Source organism: Aeromonas simiae (genome assembly GCF_000820125.1).
Lineage (GTDB): Bacteria > Pseudomonadota > Gammaproteobacteria > Enterobacterales > Aeromonadaceae > Aeromonas > Aeromonas simiae.
Window position 1 is genome coordinate 1 of sequence record NZ_CDBY01000011.1, and the last position, 14,709, is coordinate 14,709.

Sequence of the window (14,709 nt, forward strand, 5' to 3'; positions counted from 1 at the left end):
TTTGCGCGCTGATCAACAATATTGGCAAAGCCACACAGGGCAAAGGTGACGATGGCCTTGCTCGCCTCGCTCAGGGTCTGATCCTGAACCAGGGCGATGAAGGCGACGAATTCGTTGATCACAATCTTGGTGCCGATGAGGGCCCCGGCCGCGTGCGCCTCATGCCAGGGAATACCGATCAACCAGGAGACGGGGGCGAACAGCCAGCCGAGCAGAAGCTGGAAGCTGAGATTGAAGCCAAACAGGGAGCCACCCCAGCCGAGCAGGCCGTTGAGCAGGGCGATGATACCGACGAAGGCGAGCAGGGTGGCTCCGACCGCGACGGCGATGTTGAGGCCCGCCATGGCGCCATCGGCGGCGGCTTCGATCACGTTGGTTGCGCGCGGGATCACCACGTCCTCATGGTGATCCTCCTCGGCCTCGGTTGGCGGCACCAGGATCTTGGCCATGGCGAGCCCTGCGGGGGCCGACATAAAGGCGGCCGCGATCAGGTACTTGAGTTCGACGCCAATGCTGGCGTAGCCCACCAGGGTGCCCCCGGCGACGGAGGCGAGGCCGCAGCTCATGACGGCGAAGAACTGGGAATCGGACATCTTGGCCAGGTAGGGTTTGACCACCAGGGGAGCCTCGACCATGCCGACGAAGATGTTGGCGGTGGCGGAGAGGCTCTCGGCACGGCCGGTACCGAGCAGTCGGCGCAGTGCCCCGCCGAGCAGGGCGATCAGGCGCGGCATCAGGCCGATGTGATAGAGGATGGCGATGAGGGCCGAGAAGAAGATGATCACCGGCAGCACGTTGAAGGCGAAGATGAAGCCGAGCTTGAACTTGGCCAGATCACCGAACAGGAAGGCGATCCCCTCCTGGCCGTAGTTGATCACCGAGCTGACCCCCTGGCTGACCGCGTTGAGCACGGCCTGGCCGGCAGGCAGCCACAGCACCAGGGCGGCGAAGGCAAGTTGCAGCAGCAGGGCGAAAGAGACGGTGCGCAGTGGGATGTGGCGGCGGTTGTTCGAGCAGAGGGTGGCAACGGCCAGGATGGCGAGGATGCCGAGCAGGGCAATCATGGCGACTCCGGGTGAGGTGGTTGGATGGGCGCGGATTCTGCGCTGCCCCACCCCCCACCTGCAAGCGGCACCTGTTGCCACCCTGTTACCATCCCCTGTAAATCGTTTTTTTGCCCTATAACCGTATGATTTTAAACGGTGGAATCAGTTTTGTTTCTATATGGGAACAATCATTCCGCGCTGGCGGACAATCGATTCAGCCAGGGGGACTGGCGCAGCGCCCAATAGGGAGGGTGGCCGAATTCCACCTTGAGGAAGTCGATGAAGTGGCGGATCTTGGGGGCCAGGTGCTCGCGCCGGGCGTAAACGGCGTGTACCGCCATCTTCTGGCTCGGCGTCCATTCCGGTAACAGGGGGATGAGCCGCCCCTGGCGCAACTCGTCATCGAGCAGGTAGTCGGCAATATAGGCGATCCCAAGCCCGGCCAGTGCGGCATCGCGCACCGCCTCGGCCAGATCCACCCGGTAGTTGCCGCTCACCTGCACCGTCTGGCGTTCGCGGCCATGGCGAAAGTGCCACTGGTCATAGCGGCGCTCCCGACTCTGGTAGGTGATGCAGTTGTGCTGATGCAGCTCTTGCGGTGTCTGGGGGGCCCCATGTTGCAACAGGTAATCCGGCGAGGCGGCCAGCACGAAGCCGATGTCGGCCAGTCGCTGTCCTACCAGCCCCTCTGGTTTCTCCTCCACCGTGGTGATCCACAGATCCAGCCCCTCATCGACCAGGTTGCTGCTGTGATCGAACAAGGAGATCTCCAGCTCGATCTCGGGATAGCGGCGCTGGAACTCCTGCAGGCGTGGCACCACGTGCAGGTGACCAAACGACTGACCCACCCCCAGATGGAGGACACCGCTGACCCTGCCTTGGCGTTCGGCCACCATGGCATCGGCCTCCTGGGCCAGGGCGGTGAGATCGCGGCAGTAGCGGGCATAGGCTTCGCCCAGTTCGGTAAGTGCGAAGCGGCGCGTGGTGCGCTGCACCAACTGGGCGCCTAAATTGGCCTCGAGCTGGGCCAGCTGCTTGCTGATATAGGACTTGGAGACACCGAGGCGGCGGGCGGCGGCAGAGAAGCCCTGCTCGCGCACCAGGGCATCGAGGATCAGCATCTGGGGCAGCCGTTGCAGCATCGTTGTTTCCTATTGTGGACAAAGCGCCATTATGACAAAGCGCTCAGGGCCACGACAGCCCTCATTGGCCGAGGTGTTGCACTATCTCGCGCAGAACCGGGTTACGATCCGGCGTCTGTCCCGCGTTGAAGCGGGCGATCAGCTTGCCATCGCGGCCAATCAGGTACTTGTTGAAGTTCCAGTCGGGCGCCTTGGACTGGGCGGCCAGCGCCTTGAAAAGGGGGTTGGCGTCGGCGCCCTTCACGTGGCTGAAGTTGAACATGGGAAAGGTGACCCCATAGTCGCGCCGGCAGAGGGTGGCGGCCTTCTGTTCGCTACCATCCTCCTGATTGAAGTCGTTGGAGGGGAAGCCGAGCACCACCAGCCCCTTGTCGGCGTACTGTTGGTGTAGACGCTCGAGGGAGGCGAACTGCTTGGTGTAGCCACAGTAGGAGGCGGTATTGACCACCAGCACCACCTTACCTTCGGTCAGTTGGCACAAGTTGTGGCGGGTCGTGCTGGCCAGCTCGCGCAGCTCCAGGTTGAGGTAGTCGGGGCAGGCCTGGGCGCTGGCGGCGCCGAGCAGGGCCGCAATCACGAGAGGCTTCATCAGGGGACTCCTTGGCTTAAATGGGAAAGAGGGTCGGCTCAGTGCAGTGGCAGGGCCATGCCGGTCAACCATTGGTGGCCGCCCAGCAGCAAGCCGCTCACCAGCAGTATGGCAGCCACCAGGCTGACGAGATCGGCGCGCCAGTTAGCCCTTGAGGGGGGCGAATGCCAGCCGTTGCGACGGAGGATCAGCACCAGTGTGAGCAGCGACCAGAGTGCAAGGGTACCAAACAGCAGCAGGGCGCGTCCCTCGTGATTCACCAGCAAGTGAGCCATGGCCCATAGCAGCACGCCGAGCAACTGGGGATGGCGTAACCACAGGCGTAGATGGGTGGGGCCGAACGAACTGCAGATGAGCCAGATCCCCAGTGGCAGCATGCCCATGGCCGCCGGCCAGCCCCAAGGCGGCGGGGTGTAGATGGGGAGCGGCGCACTGGCGCGCCAGCCGGCGAAGATGAGGGCGCAAGCGAAGAGGACGCCGAGTGAGAAAAGGCCTTTGTAGCGCGGTTCGCCGAGGCGCTTGCACAACATGGCGCGCCGCGCCGGCCAGAGGCTGGGGGAGAGGTGGAGCAAGGCAAACAGCAGGAGTCCGAGGGTGAGCAGTAGCATGAATGCCTCCGTGGCGAAATGCTGGCGCCTATGATGCCGCAAGCCAGCGCCCTTGGGCAGCGGCGCGGATAAAAAAGCCGGCCAGCTGGCCGGCGCTGGCTAACGGGCGCCGAGCCGCCACAGGGCCGCCACGTTGCGGGCCGTCAGTTCGATATTGCTGCGCGCGCTGGCGAGCGCCTCCGGCAGGGTCATGGGCCGGTTGACCACGGCAAACACCGCATCCAGCCCGTGATCATGCACCACGGCGTAGTCGTCGCTGAGGCTGCCGACGATGGCGAGCACCGGCTTGCCGTACCGCTTGGCGCAGCGGGCCACGCCGATCGGGGTTTTGCCGTGGAGGCTCTGGCTGTCGAGGCGTCCCTCACCGGTCACCACCAGATCCGCCTCGGCGACCGCCTCCGCCAGCCCCAGGGCGTCGATGACGAGGTCGACCCCGGGGGTGAGCGTGGCGCCGAGCAGGCCGATCAGGGCTGCCCCCATGCCACCGGCTGCTCCCGCGCCGGGGCGGTTGATCACCGCCATACCGCATTGGCGCTCCATGCAGGCAGCGTAGTGGGCCAGGTGGGCATCGAGCGCGGCCACCATGGCCGGGGTGGCCCCCTTTTGCGGGCCGAAGATGGCCGAGGCGCCCTGAGGGCCACACAGGGGATTGTCCACGTCGCAGGCTACCTCGATGTGCAGCTGCGCCAGACGCGGATCGAGCCCGCTGAGATCGATGCGGGCCAGCCGGCCGAGCGCGCCGCCACCGGGCGGGAGCGCTACTTCCTCGGCATCGAGCAGACGGGCACCGAGGGCCTGCATCATGCCGGCGCCCCCGTCGTTGGTGGCGCTGCCACCGATGCCGAGGATCAGCTGCTCAACCCCGAGATCGAGGGCCGCCAGGATCAACTCGCCAGTGCCGACGCTGGTGGTGAGCAGGGGGTTGCGCCGCTCGGGCGGCACTCGGTGCAGGCCCGAGGCGGCCGCCATCTCGATGACGGCGCGCTTGCCATCCCCGAGCAGGCCGAAAAATCCCGCGACTCGGTTGCCAAGCGGCGCGGTCACCTCGACCGGGACGATGCGCCCGCCGGTGGCGTCCACCAGGGTGTGCACCGTGCCTTCGCCGCCATCGGCCATCGGCAGCTTGAGATAGGTGGCATCGGGCAGCACCTGGCGAAACCCGGCCTCGATGGCGTCGGCCACCTCCATGGCGCTCAGGCTCTCTTTGAAGGAGTCGGGGGCGATGACGATGTGCATGACATTTCTCCTCAGGCGGGGGCAAGGCAGGCGCCCCATCGGGGATGAGACAAGGGGGAGGCGCCATCCTCACGCCTTTCATCAAGGCGCGGCGTACTTGGTGGGCTCTCATGGCGCCGCGGCAGGTGGCGGGGGCGCTGCGGTCGCCCCGTTTCCTGCTCTTTACGGTGCGATCGGCCGACCGGGCTGTCGCTGGCGGGCCCGTGCCGCTAGAATAGGCCCCACTTTACCCCAGTTGGACTCCACGATGGATTATGAATTTCGGCGTGACGGCTTCGGCGGCTATCGCGCCCGCTTCTCCATGGGGCATGAGGCCATCGGCCAGTGGTTGATCGACGAGGTGGGCAAGGACGAGGGCGTGCTCGAGGAGCTGTTCACCGCCATCGACCGTCTCTCGGCCCGCCAGCAGGAAGAGGTACGTCGCCCCGGTCGCGACTATTCACTGACCCTGACCCAGGAGGAGGCCGAGGTAAAGGCCAACGTGCTGAACATCAGCCTGGACGAGGATCTCGACGATCTCGCCTACTATGACGATGAGCAACTGGCCCTGTGCGGCCTCGAAGATTTTGCCGCCGTGCTGACCTCATGGCGCGCCTTTATTCGCAACGAGGACTGGTAAGTCCCGCATCACACAACAGGATTGCATCACTATGTCTGATATCGACAGCAAGAAGGCCGACAAGGCCAAGAAGAAGGGCTCCCCGCTCACCCTGCAACTGACTCTGGGGCCGAAGGATGCCAGCCGTCTGCACTCCCTGCATCTGGACGCCACCATCACTTTTGACGACATGAGCATTCCCAAGGGGGTGCTGATCAAGGCCGCCCTGATCGCCTTGCAGGAGATGGAGCCCAGCAAGCGCGCCGACATCGTCGCCCGCGTGATCGCCGAGTCGGGCCGCTAAGCGAGCCGCTGCCCATGAAAAAGCCCCGCCTCGGCGGGGCTTTTTGCATCTTGTTGCGGCGGGAGACCGCCCTTTGATGATGCCCTTGAGCTGAGTTAGTCATCAGGATAGAGCTGGCAGGCTTCCACCCGGCGGCGCAGATCCCGGTAGCGGGCGCGCAGCTGTTCGCGCGAGAGCCCCGCGTCGGCGGCGCAGAGGTGCTCTTGCAGCAGATGAAAGTCGCGCTCCAGATACTGTTCAATCCAGTCGAGCCGCTTGAGGGTGAGGGGCGTGGCGCTCTGACCGCTGAGGTCATCTTGCACGTCGAGCTGGTGGCTGCGGTACATGTCCTGTAGCCAGTTGGCCCACAGGGCTTCGGGGCCGGCGAGGGCCGCGCGCCAGCGATCGCGCAGCCGCTCCAGCCGCTCCAGCACGGCAGGAGAGGCGCCGCGTCGGCTCAGGCTGGCCAGCTCCTCACGGGCCCACTCGAGGCAGAGTTCGCGCCACAGCTGGAACTGGGGCAGGGGATCGTCCATTCCGAGCCAGAGTCCTGAGAGGGTGCGGGTCTCGAGGCGCTCGGGGACGTGAAAGTCCGGATCGCACAGACCGTTGGAGTTGAATTCATGCAGGGGATCGAAGGGCCACATGTAGCCAAAATCGAACAGGCGAACCTGCTGGCCATCGTCGAGCAGGTTACCCGGGCTCGGGTCCCAGTCGAAGAAGCCCCAGCGGGCCAGCTCGGCCTCGGCATTGAGCATCTGGCTCAGGTTGCGTTCGCTGATGCGCTGAAGGGGGCGGCCGGGCAGCCAGGGGGAGAGCAGCAGCCCCATGCGCAGCGAGCCAAACCAGGTGCACACCACCTGGGGCAGGGCGCCTGGGTGGTGTTCGCGCAGGGACTCGATCTCGCTGCGCCGCTCCAGCTCGGTGAGGAAGGCGGTCTCGCCGTCCACATTGGCTACCCGCGAGATGGGGCGCGCCCGTTTGAGGCACCACTCGTGGCCGTCGATGTCGAGATGCAGCACATCGGCGGTGAGGCCGCCACCATGCACGGCGCGCACCATGGGGTGGCCGGCATCGAGATCTTGCAACTGCTCGAGGGGGAGGGGACAGTCCCGCTCGTCGCCGATGCGCAGCTCCTCACCGGAGGCGAGTATGGCCTTGAGGCGGGCGTGACGGGCACGGATCTTGGGATTCATGGCTTACCCCTTGCTGGGCGTGTGACGACAGGCTAGAGCCTTTATCCGGCAGGGGCCAGCGAGGGGGAGGCATGATGACGGTTTCATCACACATAAAGATGAAGGGATGCGTAAGAGCCCTTTTTTAGTAGAAGATGGCGAGCCAGACGGTGACCCGATCCGGCGCGGTCCACTCCACCCGGTGACGGCAGCGGGCCGGCAGGTTGACGTAATCACCGGGGCCAAGGCGCAGGGTGGCCGGTTCATCCTCACCGGGGAGCACAATGGCCAGCAGAGCCTCGCCGTTGACCAGCAGCACCCACTCGTGCTCCTCCTGCTCATACCACTCCCCCTTCGGTGTGCTCTGGCCATGGGAGAGGATGCGCTCGATACGTAGGCGATCGGTGCTGAGGAGGGTTTCGAACAGCTCGGTGGGCAGGGTATCGGGCAGGGCGCCGAGCAGATTGCCGCTGTGCATGACGCAGATCTCCGGTTCCGGGTTTGCCCTGAGTATAGATAGGGGAGGGTGGCCCCTTGCTGCCACTGGTCGTCATTTGAGGATAACTGCGGCGAAAAATAGGAAAACGTTTGAGGAAGTCGCTGCAATTTGCTGCATTTCCTGCTATTTTGCGCGGCCATAAAACAAACGATTTCCTTCACACTTTTTGCGAGAACCACTATGGCAGAGCAGCATACGGTCGCCTCAGGAAGAGGCGGTTTCCTGGACAGCTATTTCTCTATCCATGCGCGCGGCAGTTCGGTACGCCAAGAGGTGGTCGCCGGCCTGACGACCTTCCTCGCCATGGTCTACAGCATCATCGTCGTGCCCAACATGCTGGGGGCGGCCGGCTTCGAACAGGGGCCGGTGTTTGTGGCGACCTGTCTCATCGCCTCTTTTGGCTCCTTGCTGATGGGGCTGTGGGCCCGCCTGCCGCTGGCCATCGGCTGCGCCATCTCGCTCACCGCCTTTACCGCCTTCAGCCTGGTGCTGGGGCAGGGGATCTCGATTCCGGTCGCCCTCGGCGCCATCTTCTGGATGGGGATCCTGTTCACCCTCATCAGCGTGACCGGCGTGCGTCAGTGGATCCTGACCAACCTCCCCTCCGGCATTGCCCACGGCACCGGCATCGGCATCGGTCTGTTCCTGCTGCTGATCGCCACCAACGGCGTCAATCTGGTGATCAAGAATCCGGGCCCCGGCCTGCCGGTACAGCTCGGTGACTTCACCTCCTTCCCGGTCATCATGACCCTGCTCGGGCTGGCTGCCATCTTCGGCCTGGAACGCCGCCGTGTGCCGGGCGGGATCCTGATGGTGATCGTCGCCATCTCCCTCATCGGTCTGTTGTTCGATCCCAAGGTGAGCTGGCAGGGCTTCTTCGCCATGCCGAGCCTGACCGGCGAAAAGGGATCACTGGTGGGTAGCATGGACATCATGGGGGCCCTCAACGCCGCCGTGATCCCGAGCGTGCTGGCGCTGGTGATGACCGCCGTGTTCGACGCCACCGGCACCATTCGCGCCGTGGCAGGGCAGGCAGGGCTCATCAATGAGCGCGGCCACATCATCAGTGGCGGCAAGGCGCTGACCGCCGACTCGGTCAGCAGCATCGTCGCCGGCGCCGTCGGTGGGGCTCCGGCCGCGGTCTATATCGAATCGGCGGCCGGTGCTGCCGCAGGCGGCAAGACCGGCCTGACCGCTACCGTGGTCGGCGTGTTGTTCCTGATGATGATTTTCCTCTCCCCGCTCAGCTACCTGGTGCCGGCTTATGCCACCGCACCGGCCCTGATGTATGTGGGTCTGCTGATGCTTGGCAACATCACCAAGCTGGACTTCAAGGACAGCGTCGACGCCCTGGCCGGCATGTTGTGCGCCGTCTTCATCGTTCTGACCTGCAACATCGTTACCGGCATCATGATCGGTTTTGCCTCCCTGGTGGTAGGCCGCCTGTTTGCTGGTGAGTGGCGCAAGCTCAACCTCGGCTCTGTGCTCATCGCCCTGGCGCTGGTGGCCTTCTACGCCGGCGGCTGGGCCATCTGATCCCGACCGTTTAAAAGGGCGCCTGCGGGCGCCCTTTTTGTTGGTGCGCCGGGCCCGATTTTCGTCATTGCCAGCCGGTGCAGGGGCAGGGCGACAAGGTGGTGATGGCGGATCCGTTTCATTGCGAAACGTGATCGCCCCCTCTTGGCAGGGGGCAATGACTCCCTAGACTGGCAGCATCATTCATGCCCGCTGGGCAGGAGGAGTCGAGATGAAGAAGCTGATCAATGCGGTCGATGCCGTGGTGCGCGAACAACTGACGGGGATGGCGGCGGCTCATCCCGAGCTAAAGGTGCGCATCGAGCCCCATTTCATCACCCGCGCCGATGCCCCGGTGGCCGGCAAGGTGGCCCTGGTGAGCGGTGGCGGCAGCGGCCATGAGCCGATGCACGGAGGCTTTGTCGGGCGGGGCATGCTCGATGGCGCCTGTCCCGGCGAGGTGTTCACCTCACCGACCCCGGATCAGATGTACGAGTGTGCCCACGCCGTTGATGCCGGTGAAGGGGTGCTGTTTCTGGTGAAGAACTACACCGGTGACGTGTTCAACTTCGAGACCGCGGTCGAGCTGCTGCACGGTGAAGGGGTCAGGGTCGGCTTCGCCTTGATCGATGACGACGTGGCGGTCAAAGACAGCCTCTACACTGCCGGCCGGCGCGGGGTCGCCGCCACCGTGATCATCGAGAAGCTGGTGGGGGCTGCCGCCGAGGCCGGTTATGATCTGGATCGCTGTGAGGCGCTGGCTCGGCGCATCAACAACCAAAGTCGCAGCATAGGGGTGGCCCTGCACGCCTGCACCGTGCCGGCGGCCGGAAAACCCTCCTTCACCCTGGCGGATGACGAGCTGGAGTTTGGCATTGGCATCCACGGGGAGCCGGGTATCGAACGGCGCTCCTACCAAGACCTCGACACCCTGGTCGAGCAGATGTTCCTGACCCTGACCGAAGAGGGATACTACCGCCGTACCCTGCGCCACTGGGATCGGGAGCGCGGCCGCTGGCTGGAGGCGCCGCTCACCATCGAACCGCTCGGCAAGGGGGAGAGGGTCATCGCCCTGGTCAACAGCCTAGGGGGAACGCCGCTCTCCGAGCTCTACGGGGTCTATGGCAAGCTGGCCCAGCTGTGTGACGAGGCGGGCATCCACATAGTGCGCAACCTGATCGGCCCCTACTGCACCTCCCTCGACATGACCGGCATCTCCATTACCCTGGTGAAGGTGGATGACGAGCTGATGCAGCTGTGGGATGCCCCCGTTCATACCCCGGCCCTGCGCCGTGGCTGCTGAGGAGCCTGGCATGCTGACCAGAGAGCAGATAGTGGCCTGGCTGATGGCCTGCGCCGAGGTGTTTCAGCAGGAGCGGGACTTTCTCACCGGTCTTGACAGCGACATCGGTGATGGTGACCACGGCATCAACATGCAGCGCGGCTTTGCCAAGGTGGCCGAAAAGCTGCCGAGTGTGGCCGACCAGGCGATAGGCCAGATCCTCAAGACCACCGGCATGACATTGCTCTCGTCGGTGGGCGGGGCGAGCGGGCCGCTTTACGGCACCTTCTTCATTCGGGCGGCTCAGGTTGCCGATGGCCACCAGAGCCTGACCCTGAGTGAGCTGCACGCCATGCTGCGCGAAGGGGTCGAGGGCATAGTGGCGCGTGGGCGCGCCGAGCCTGGCGACAAGACCATGTGCGACGCCTGGTGGCCGGCACTGGCGGCGCTGGCCGACGCCGAGGCGGGGGGAGTCGCGCTCGCGCCGGCGCTTGCCGCTGCACGGAGCGCGGCCGAGAAAGGGGTTCAGGCGACCATAGGGATGCAGGCCCGCAAAGGACGCGCCAGCTACCTCGGTGAACGCAGTATCGGTCATCAAGACCCTGGCGCGACCTCGAGCTGGCTGCTGCTGCTCACGCTCGCGCGCATCGTGGAGGGGGCGGCATGATAGGCATAGTCGTGGTTTCCCATAGCGCGACCCTGGCGGCCGGCATTCGTGAGCTGGCGGGCCAGCTCGGCTCACCGGTCAGGCTCGAGGTGGCGGCCGGCGTGGATGATGCGGAGTATCCCATCGGTACCGATGCGGTGGCGGTGATGAGCGCCATCGAGGCGGCGGACGATGGCAGTGGCGTGCTGGTGCTGATGGATCTCGGCAGTGCGCTGCTGAGCGCCGAGACGGCGCTGGAGTTGCTGCCCTCCGAGCTGAGCGAGCGGGTGCACCTGTGTCCGGCGCCGCTGGTGGAGGGCACCCTGGCCGCCGTGGTGGCCGCCGGGGCGGGGCTGAGTCTGGAGGCCGTTGCGGCCGAAGCGCTGGGGGCGTTGGCGCCCAAGCTGGCGCTGCTGGGTCACCAGGAGCCCGAGCCGGTACAGCTGGCCGAGCCTGAGCCCGCCCCTGAGCCATGGCACAGTTGTCAGGTGGTGGTGGAGAACCGGCACGGTCTGCACGTGCGCCCGGCGGCGCGTCTGGTGGCGGCGCTCAAGCCGTTTGCTGCCGAATTGCGTCTGCTCAAGGGGGGCAAAGAGGCCAATCCGCGCAGCCTGAGCCGGCTGGCGCTGCTGGACGTGAAGCGTGGTGAGGTGCTGACCTTGCAGGCCCGTGGCCCGGACGCCGAGGCGGCGCTGACCTGTTTTCGTCTGCTGGCCGCCGAGCGTTTCGGCGATGGGCTCTGAATGAGCGGTAGGCCGGCTTGAGGCAAGCGCCCTGAGCCGGCGTCATGGGGGCGCCGCCTAGGTGGTCGGGCTCAGTGACGGGGTCAGGAGCCCGATCATCTTAGTGCGGGGTGTCAGCGATCTGCTGGCGGGCCTCGGCCTCTTCTCCTTCCTGGATCCAGGCATCGAGCAGGGTGTAGGCCACGGCCAGCACCACGGGGCCGATGAACAGGCCGATGATGCCGAAGGCGAGCAAACCGCCGATGACGCCGACCAGGATCAGGATTAGCGGCAGATCCGCCCCCTGCTTGATGAGGTAGGGGCGAAGGAAGTTGTCCATGCTGCCGGCAAACAGGGACCACACCAGCAGGACTGTGCCCCAGGTGTTGTCGCCGCTCCAGTAGAGGTAACCGATGCAGGTCAGCAGCACTGGGAAGGGGCCGATTTGGGCGATGATCAGCACAAACATGAGCACCACTAGCACCATGACATAGGGGATGCCGGCGATCAGCAGGCCAAATCCAGCCACGGTGGCCTGCACCAGGGCGGTTACCACCACACCGAGGGCCACGGCACGGATCGCCTGGGAGGCGAGCACGGTGGCGTTGTCGCCGCGTTCCCCGGCCAGCCGGTGGGCGAAGCGGCGGATCTCGCAGGCGGCCTTCTCACCGGAGTGATAGAGCAGGCCGCACACCGCCACCGTCAGCAGGAAGTGGATCACCAGCATGCCGAGGTTACCGGCCTGAGAGGCCAGCCACTTGGCGGTCTGCCCCATGTAGGGGGAGAGCTTGGCAAACAGCACCTGGCCGCCGCTGGCGAGGATCTGGCGCCACAGCTCGAGCAGGCTGTCACCGACCAGCGGGATCTGGCTGAGCCAGAGCAGCTCGGGCGGCGTGGAGTGGCTCATGGTGCTGGCCCACTCCAGCAGGAGGGGCACCTTCTCGGCCATGGTGGCGAGCGCCATCGAGAGGGGGATGACAAACAGCAGCAGCAGAGCGCTGGTCATCACCAGCACTGCCAGTGCCCGTTTGCCCCACAGCAGGCGCTGCACCAGCCGCAATACCGGCCAGGTGGCGATGGTGATCATGGTGCCCCAGATGAGGGCGGGCAGGAAGGGGCGCAGCACCCACAGGCTGGAGATGATGAGCATCCCCATGAAGAGGATCCCCAGGGTGATCTTGGCTAAATCACGCTTCTTGTCGTTCATGATCTTCTCGTCCAAACAGGGGGAGGGTCAGGCACCACCAGATGCCGGCGCTCAGCCACAGGCCGAGCAGTAACAGGGCAAGCCACTGCAAACTCAGGATCAACAGGGTGCTGCCAAGCAGATAGGGTAGCTGCCACATCAGCAGGCCGCACAGCAGGCTGCCGGTCAGCGCCAGCAGGGCCAGCAGCAGGTGAGCCCCGCTCTGGCGTCGCAGTGGCAGGCTCTGGCCCAGGCTGATGCCGACTCCGAGGCTGGCCAGTGCTGCCAGCGCCGGGATCTGGGTCGGCCAGGCTGCCAACATGGCGAGCAGGCTCAGGGCCCACCAGGCGCGTGGTCGTTCGGCCAGCCGGGCGAGTCGCTCGCTCTGACTGAGCAGCACGGCGCCAAGCAGCATGCCGCCAGCCACGTCGCTGGGGAAGTGCACTCCGAGCCGAACGCGGGCCAGCCCGGTCAGCAGGGCGATAAGGCTGGCCCACAGCATGGGGTGGCGGCAGCGCGGCCATCCTTGCAGCAGCAGGCCCCAGAACAGCAGGGCGGTGGCGGTGTGGCCGCTTGGCATGCCAAAGCCGCTGCTGGCCTGACTGGCCAATGCCGGATCCAGGTGGAAGGGGCGCGGCCAGCCGACGCTGATCTTGAGCAGGGTGATGGCCAGCGCCAGGGTGCCGAGTGCAAACAGCAGACCCCGCAGCCGTTGCCAGCCGAGCCAGGGTAGCAACAGAGGCAGCAAGATAAGGTAGAGCGCCTGCTCACCAAACAGATTGGCCGCCGCCAACAGGGGAGCGATGGGGTCGCTCCACTGTTGCAGCAGACGCAGCCAGGGCAGTTCGGCCCGGTGCAGCAGCATACCTTGTTGGCTGAAATCGCTCAGCTCGGTGATGGCGCTGTCCGATTGGCCTGGCAAGTGGGCGAGCAGCCAGTCGGCATGTTCGGGGAAGCGCAGCGCCACGTCGGGAGCGGTCAGATTGACCAGCCGAGCGCTCAGGATCTCCCCCCCTAGGTTGGGGGCGCCAAGCAGGTTGACGGCGCCATCGGCGGTCACCTGCAACGGCTCGCGGGTGCGGCAGGCAAACACCTCGGTGCGGGAGTGCTCGATGCGGCCAAGATGGCTCAGCACCTCGCCCACGAGGCCGGTCTCTTCGTGCAGCTCGCGCACGGCGGCCTGTTCGGGCGTCTCGTCCCCATCGATGTAACCGCCGGTGATGCCGAAACGATCGGAGACCCGATCCTGCACCATCAGCACCTTGCCCTGATGCTGTACGACGCAGATGGCGGCCACGGGCCCCTCGGCATGGCTGCCAAAGGCCAGTAGCAGCAGCGACCATATCAACCAGAATCTCACCGGGTGTTTCTCGCAAAGAGTAAAAGTGCCCATAGGGTCACAGAAAGCACTGACGCCGACAAGGGTTACCGACCCTGCCATGACAGGGAGGGCCCGAAACGGTTATAGTTCTGCCACTCCCTTTAGCCTGGTTCACCCATGAAACAATTTGCCTTTTTTGCCGGGATCACCCTCGGCGTCATCTTGATTCTGTTTGGCTGTGTGGTCATCTTTCAGGCCCTGCCGGCGGCGCTCGATGTGCTGGAGATGCCAAGCCGCATCCCCTTCGTGCGCGAGGTCTATGAGTGGTTGATGACCAGCGCCAACGGGCTGACCGCCCAACTCGAGCAGAACTTCCTGGAGGCATTCCAGACGGTACTCAAGCTGATCCTGTTGATGGCGTTCCTCTGGGTCTGCGTCAAATTGGTTCACATGGGGGTATTGCTGATCCGTGCCGGGGTCGATCTCGTCCGTACCGCCATCGAGCACGGCGCTCGCGAGAGCACCCCTGCGGTGGAGCCGGTGAGCCGTGAACGCGCTCATGATCGCTATCAGCCTTAAGCGCGCCCCGTCCAACCAAAAGGCCACCGTGAGGTGGCCTTTTGGTTTTCATCGCCGGTGAGAGTGGCGCTGTCGGGGTGACTCAGTTGAGCAGCTGCTCCAGCGCTGCCTCGGCGGCCGCCCGTTGCTGCTCCTGGGTTGCGACGGCGCCGCTGGCTACCTTGCTGGCGCTCTGCTGGGCCTGACTCACGGTGTCACTGGCCGCCTTGTTGGCGCTCTGCTGGGCCTGACCGACGGCCTGACTGGCCGCCTTGTTGGCGCTCTGCTGGGCCTGACCGACGG

The 14,709-nt window shown here is 65.3% G+C and carries 16 protein-coding genes and 1 pseudogene; 7 read left to right on the forward strand and 10 right to left on the reverse strand.

Features of this window, described 5'->3' with window-relative positions; translation table 11 throughout:
- The 5 genes from BN1134_RS01800 to BN1134_RS01820 form a co-directional block, all read right to left on the reverse strand.
- Positions 1–1,064, reverse strand: a 1,064-nt coding sequence (locus BN1134_RS01800; RefSeq protein ID WP_042044920.1) for a NupC/NupG family nucleoside CNT transporter, incomplete at its 3' end; no start/stop codon positions are given.
- Between the two features lie 170 nt (positions 1,065–1,234).
- Positions 1,235–2,188 carry a LysR family transcriptional regulator gene (locus BN1134_RS01805; RefSeq protein ID WP_042044921.1) on the reverse strand — a complete coding sequence of 318 codons (954 nt, stop codon included), beginning with the start codon at positions 2,186–2,188 and terminating at the stop codon, positions 1,235–1,237.
- A gap of 61 nt (positions 2,189–2,249) precedes the next feature.
- The gene (locus BN1134_RS01810) at positions 2,250–2,777 is read right to left on the reverse strand and encodes a glutathione peroxidase (RefSeq protein ID WP_042044922.1); all 528 of its coding nucleotides are present in this window, start codon (positions 2,775–2,777) and stop codon (positions 2,250–2,252) included.
- A 38-nt stretch (positions 2,778–2,815) separates the two neighbouring features.
- Positions 2,816–3,385 (reverse strand): NnrU family protein, encoded by a 570-nt coding sequence (locus tag BN1134_RS01815; RefSeq protein ID WP_042044923.1) that lies wholly within the window; start codon positions 3,383–3,385, stop codon positions 2,816–2,818.
- Between the two features lie 99 nt (positions 3,386–3,484).
- Positions 3,485–4,621 (reverse strand): glycerate kinase, encoded by a 1,137-nt coding sequence (locus tag BN1134_RS01820; RefSeq protein ID WP_042044924.1) that lies wholly within the window; start codon positions 4,619–4,621, stop codon positions 3,485–3,487.
- 247 nt (positions 4,622–4,868) lie between these two features.
- Between BN1134_RS01820 and BN1134_RS01825 the strand changes: the two genes are divergently transcribed.
- Both BN1134_RS01825 and BN1134_RS01830 read left to right on the forward strand, forming a co-directional pair.
- Complete coding sequence (locus BN1134_RS01825; RefSeq protein WP_042044925.1) at positions 4,869–5,240, forward strand: YacL family protein; 372 nt, start codon at positions 4,869–4,871, stop codon at positions 5,238–5,240.
- 31 nt (positions 5,241–5,271) lie between these two features.
- Positions 5,272–5,523, forward strand: a complete 252-nt coding sequence (locus tag BN1134_RS01830) for a hypothetical protein (RefSeq protein ID WP_042044926.1) — start codon at positions 5,272–5,274, stop codon at positions 5,521–5,523.
- A 95-nt stretch (positions 5,524–5,618) separates the two neighbouring features.
- Here the strand turns inward: BN1134_RS01830 and BN1134_RS01835 are convergent, their stop codons facing one another.
- Positions 5,619–6,698, reverse strand: a complete 1,080-nt coding sequence (locus BN1134_RS01835) for a protein kinase family protein (protein WP_042044927.1) — start codon at positions 6,696–6,698, stop codon at positions 5,619–5,621.
- Between the two features lie 124 nt (positions 6,699–6,822).
- Positions 6,823–7,155 (reverse strand): cupin domain-containing protein, encoded by a 333-nt coding sequence (locus tag BN1134_RS01840; protein ID WP_042044928.1) that lies wholly within the window; start codon positions 7,153–7,155, stop codon positions 6,823–6,825.
- 201 nt (positions 7,156–7,356) lie between these two features.
- Here BN1134_RS01840 and BN1134_RS01845 point away from each other — a divergent pair, with 201 nt between their 5' ends.
- From BN1134_RS01845 to dhaM, 4 genes are all read left to right on the forward strand, one after another.
- Positions 7,357–8,712 (forward strand): NCS2 family permease, encoded by a 1,356-nt coding sequence (locus tag BN1134_RS01845; RefSeq protein ID WP_042044929.1) that lies wholly within the window; start codon positions 7,357–7,359, stop codon positions 8,710–8,712.
- A gap of 211 nt (positions 8,713–8,923) precedes the next feature.
- Positions 8,924–9,994 carry a dihydroxyacetone kinase subunit DhaK gene (gene dhaK, locus BN1134_RS01850; RefSeq protein ID WP_042044930.1) on the forward strand — a complete coding sequence of 357 codons (1,071 nt, stop codon included), beginning with the start codon at positions 8,924–8,926 and terminating at the stop codon, positions 9,992–9,994.
- A 10-nt stretch (positions 9,995–10,004) separates the two neighbouring features.
- Positions 10,005–10,640 carry a dihydroxyacetone kinase subunit DhaL gene (gene dhaL / locus BN1134_RS01855; protein WP_042044931.1) on the forward strand — a complete coding sequence of 212 codons (636 nt, stop codon included), beginning with the start codon at positions 10,005–10,007 and terminating at the stop codon, positions 10,638–10,640.
- The gene (gene dhaM / locus BN1134_RS01860) at positions 10,637–11,362 is read left to right on the forward strand and encodes a dihydroxyacetone kinase phosphoryl donor subunit DhaM (protein ID WP_042044932.1); all 726 of its coding nucleotides are present in this window, start codon (positions 10,637–10,639) and stop codon (positions 11,360–11,362) included. Before dhaL ends, dhaM begins: the two co-directional genes overlap by 4 nt.
- 100 nt (positions 11,363–11,462) lie before the next feature.
- On the opposite strand, the gene ydiK is transcribed toward dhaM, so the two are convergent.
- Positions 11,463–12,548 (reverse strand): AI-2E family transporter YdiK, encoded by a 1,086-nt coding sequence (gene ydiK, locus BN1134_RS01865; RefSeq protein ID WP_042044933.1) that lies wholly within the window; start codon positions 12,546–12,548, stop codon positions 11,463–11,465.
- Positions 12,529–13,920, reverse strand: coding sequence for a bifunctional NUDIX hydrolase/phosphatase PAP2 family protein (locus BN1134_RS01870; protein ID WP_052449399.1), 1,392 nt, complete (start codon positions 13,918–13,920; stop codon positions 12,529–12,531). Before BN1134_RS01870 ends, ydiK begins: the two co-directional genes overlap by 20 nt.
- A gap of 105 nt (positions 13,921–14,025) precedes the next feature.
- Here BN1134_RS01870 and BN1134_RS01875 point away from each other — a divergent pair, with 105 nt between their 5' ends.
- Positions 14,026–14,427 (forward strand): hypothetical protein, encoded by a 402-nt coding sequence (locus BN1134_RS01875; RefSeq protein WP_042044935.1) that lies wholly within the window; start codon positions 14,026–14,028, stop codon positions 14,425–14,427.
- An 82-nt stretch (positions 14,428–14,509) separates the two neighbouring features.
- Here the strand turns inward: BN1134_RS01875 and BN1134_RS19920 are convergent.
- Positions 14,510–14,709, reverse strand: a pseudogene (locus BN1134_RS19920) (hypothetical protein); the annotation flags it as partial.

What these genes read in the sequence shown, in the direction of transcription:
- BN1134_RS01840 (WP_042044928.1), bottom strand. Translation starts at nt 7,155, where the DNA reads ATGCACAGCGGCAATCTGCTCGGCGCCCTGCCCGATACCCTGCCCACC.
- dhaM (WP_042044932.1), top strand. Translation starts at nt 10,637, where the DNA reads ATGATAGGCATAGTCGTGGTTTCCCATAGCGCGACCCTGGCGGCCGGC.
- BN1134_RS01805 (WP_042044921.1), bottom strand. Translation starts at nt 2,188, where the DNA reads ATGCTGCAACGGCTGCCCCAGATGCTGATCCTCGATGCCCTGGTGCGC.
- dhaK (WP_042044930.1), top strand. Translation starts at nt 8,924, where the DNA reads ATGAAGAAGCTGATCAATGCGGTCGATGCCGTGGTGCGCGAACAACTG.
- BN1134_RS01835 (WP_042044927.1), bottom strand. Translation starts at nt 6,698, where the DNA reads ATGAATCCCAAGATCCGTGCCCGTCACGCCCGCCTCAAGGCCATACTC.
- BN1134_RS01825 (WP_042044925.1), top strand. Translation starts at nt 4,869, where the DNA reads ATGGATTATGAATTTCGGCGTGACGGCTTCGGCGGCTATCGCGCCCGC.
- BN1134_RS01810 (WP_042044922.1), bottom strand. Translation starts at nt 2,777, where the DNA reads ATGAAGCCTCTCGTGATTGCGGCCCTGCTCGGCGCCGCCAGCGCCCAG.
- BN1134_RS01815 (WP_042044923.1), bottom strand. Translation starts at nt 3,385, where the DNA reads ATGCTACTGCTCACCCTCGGACTCCTGCTGTTTGCCTTGCTCCACCTC.
- BN1134_RS01820 (WP_042044924.1), bottom strand. Translation starts at nt 4,621, where the DNA reads ATGCACATCGTCATCGCCCCCGACTCCTTCAAAGAGAGCCTGAGCGCC.
- dhaL (WP_042044931.1), top strand. Translation starts at nt 10,005, where the DNA reads ATGCTGACCAGAGAGCAGATAGTGGCCTGGCTGATGGCCTGCGCCGAG.
- BN1134_RS01830 (WP_042044926.1), top strand. Translation starts at nt 5,272, where the DNA reads ATGTCTGATATCGACAGCAAGAAGGCCGACAAGGCCAAGAAGAAGGGC.
- BN1134_RS01845 (WP_042044929.1), top strand. Translation starts at nt 7,357, where the DNA reads ATGGCAGAGCAGCATACGGTCGCCTCAGGAAGAGGCGGTTTCCTGGAC.
- ydiK (WP_042044933.1), bottom strand. Translation starts at nt 12,548, where the DNA reads ATGAACGACAAGAAGCGTGATTTAGCCAAGATCACCCTGGGGATCCTC.
- BN1134_RS01870 (WP_052449399.1), bottom strand. Translation starts at nt 13,920, where the DNA reads ATGGGCACTTTTACTCTTTGCGAGAAACACCCGGTGAGATTCTGGTTG.
- BN1134_RS01875 (WP_042044935.1), top strand. Translation starts at nt 14,026, where the DNA reads ATGAAACAATTTGCCTTTTTTGCCGGGATCACCCTCGGCGTCATCTTG.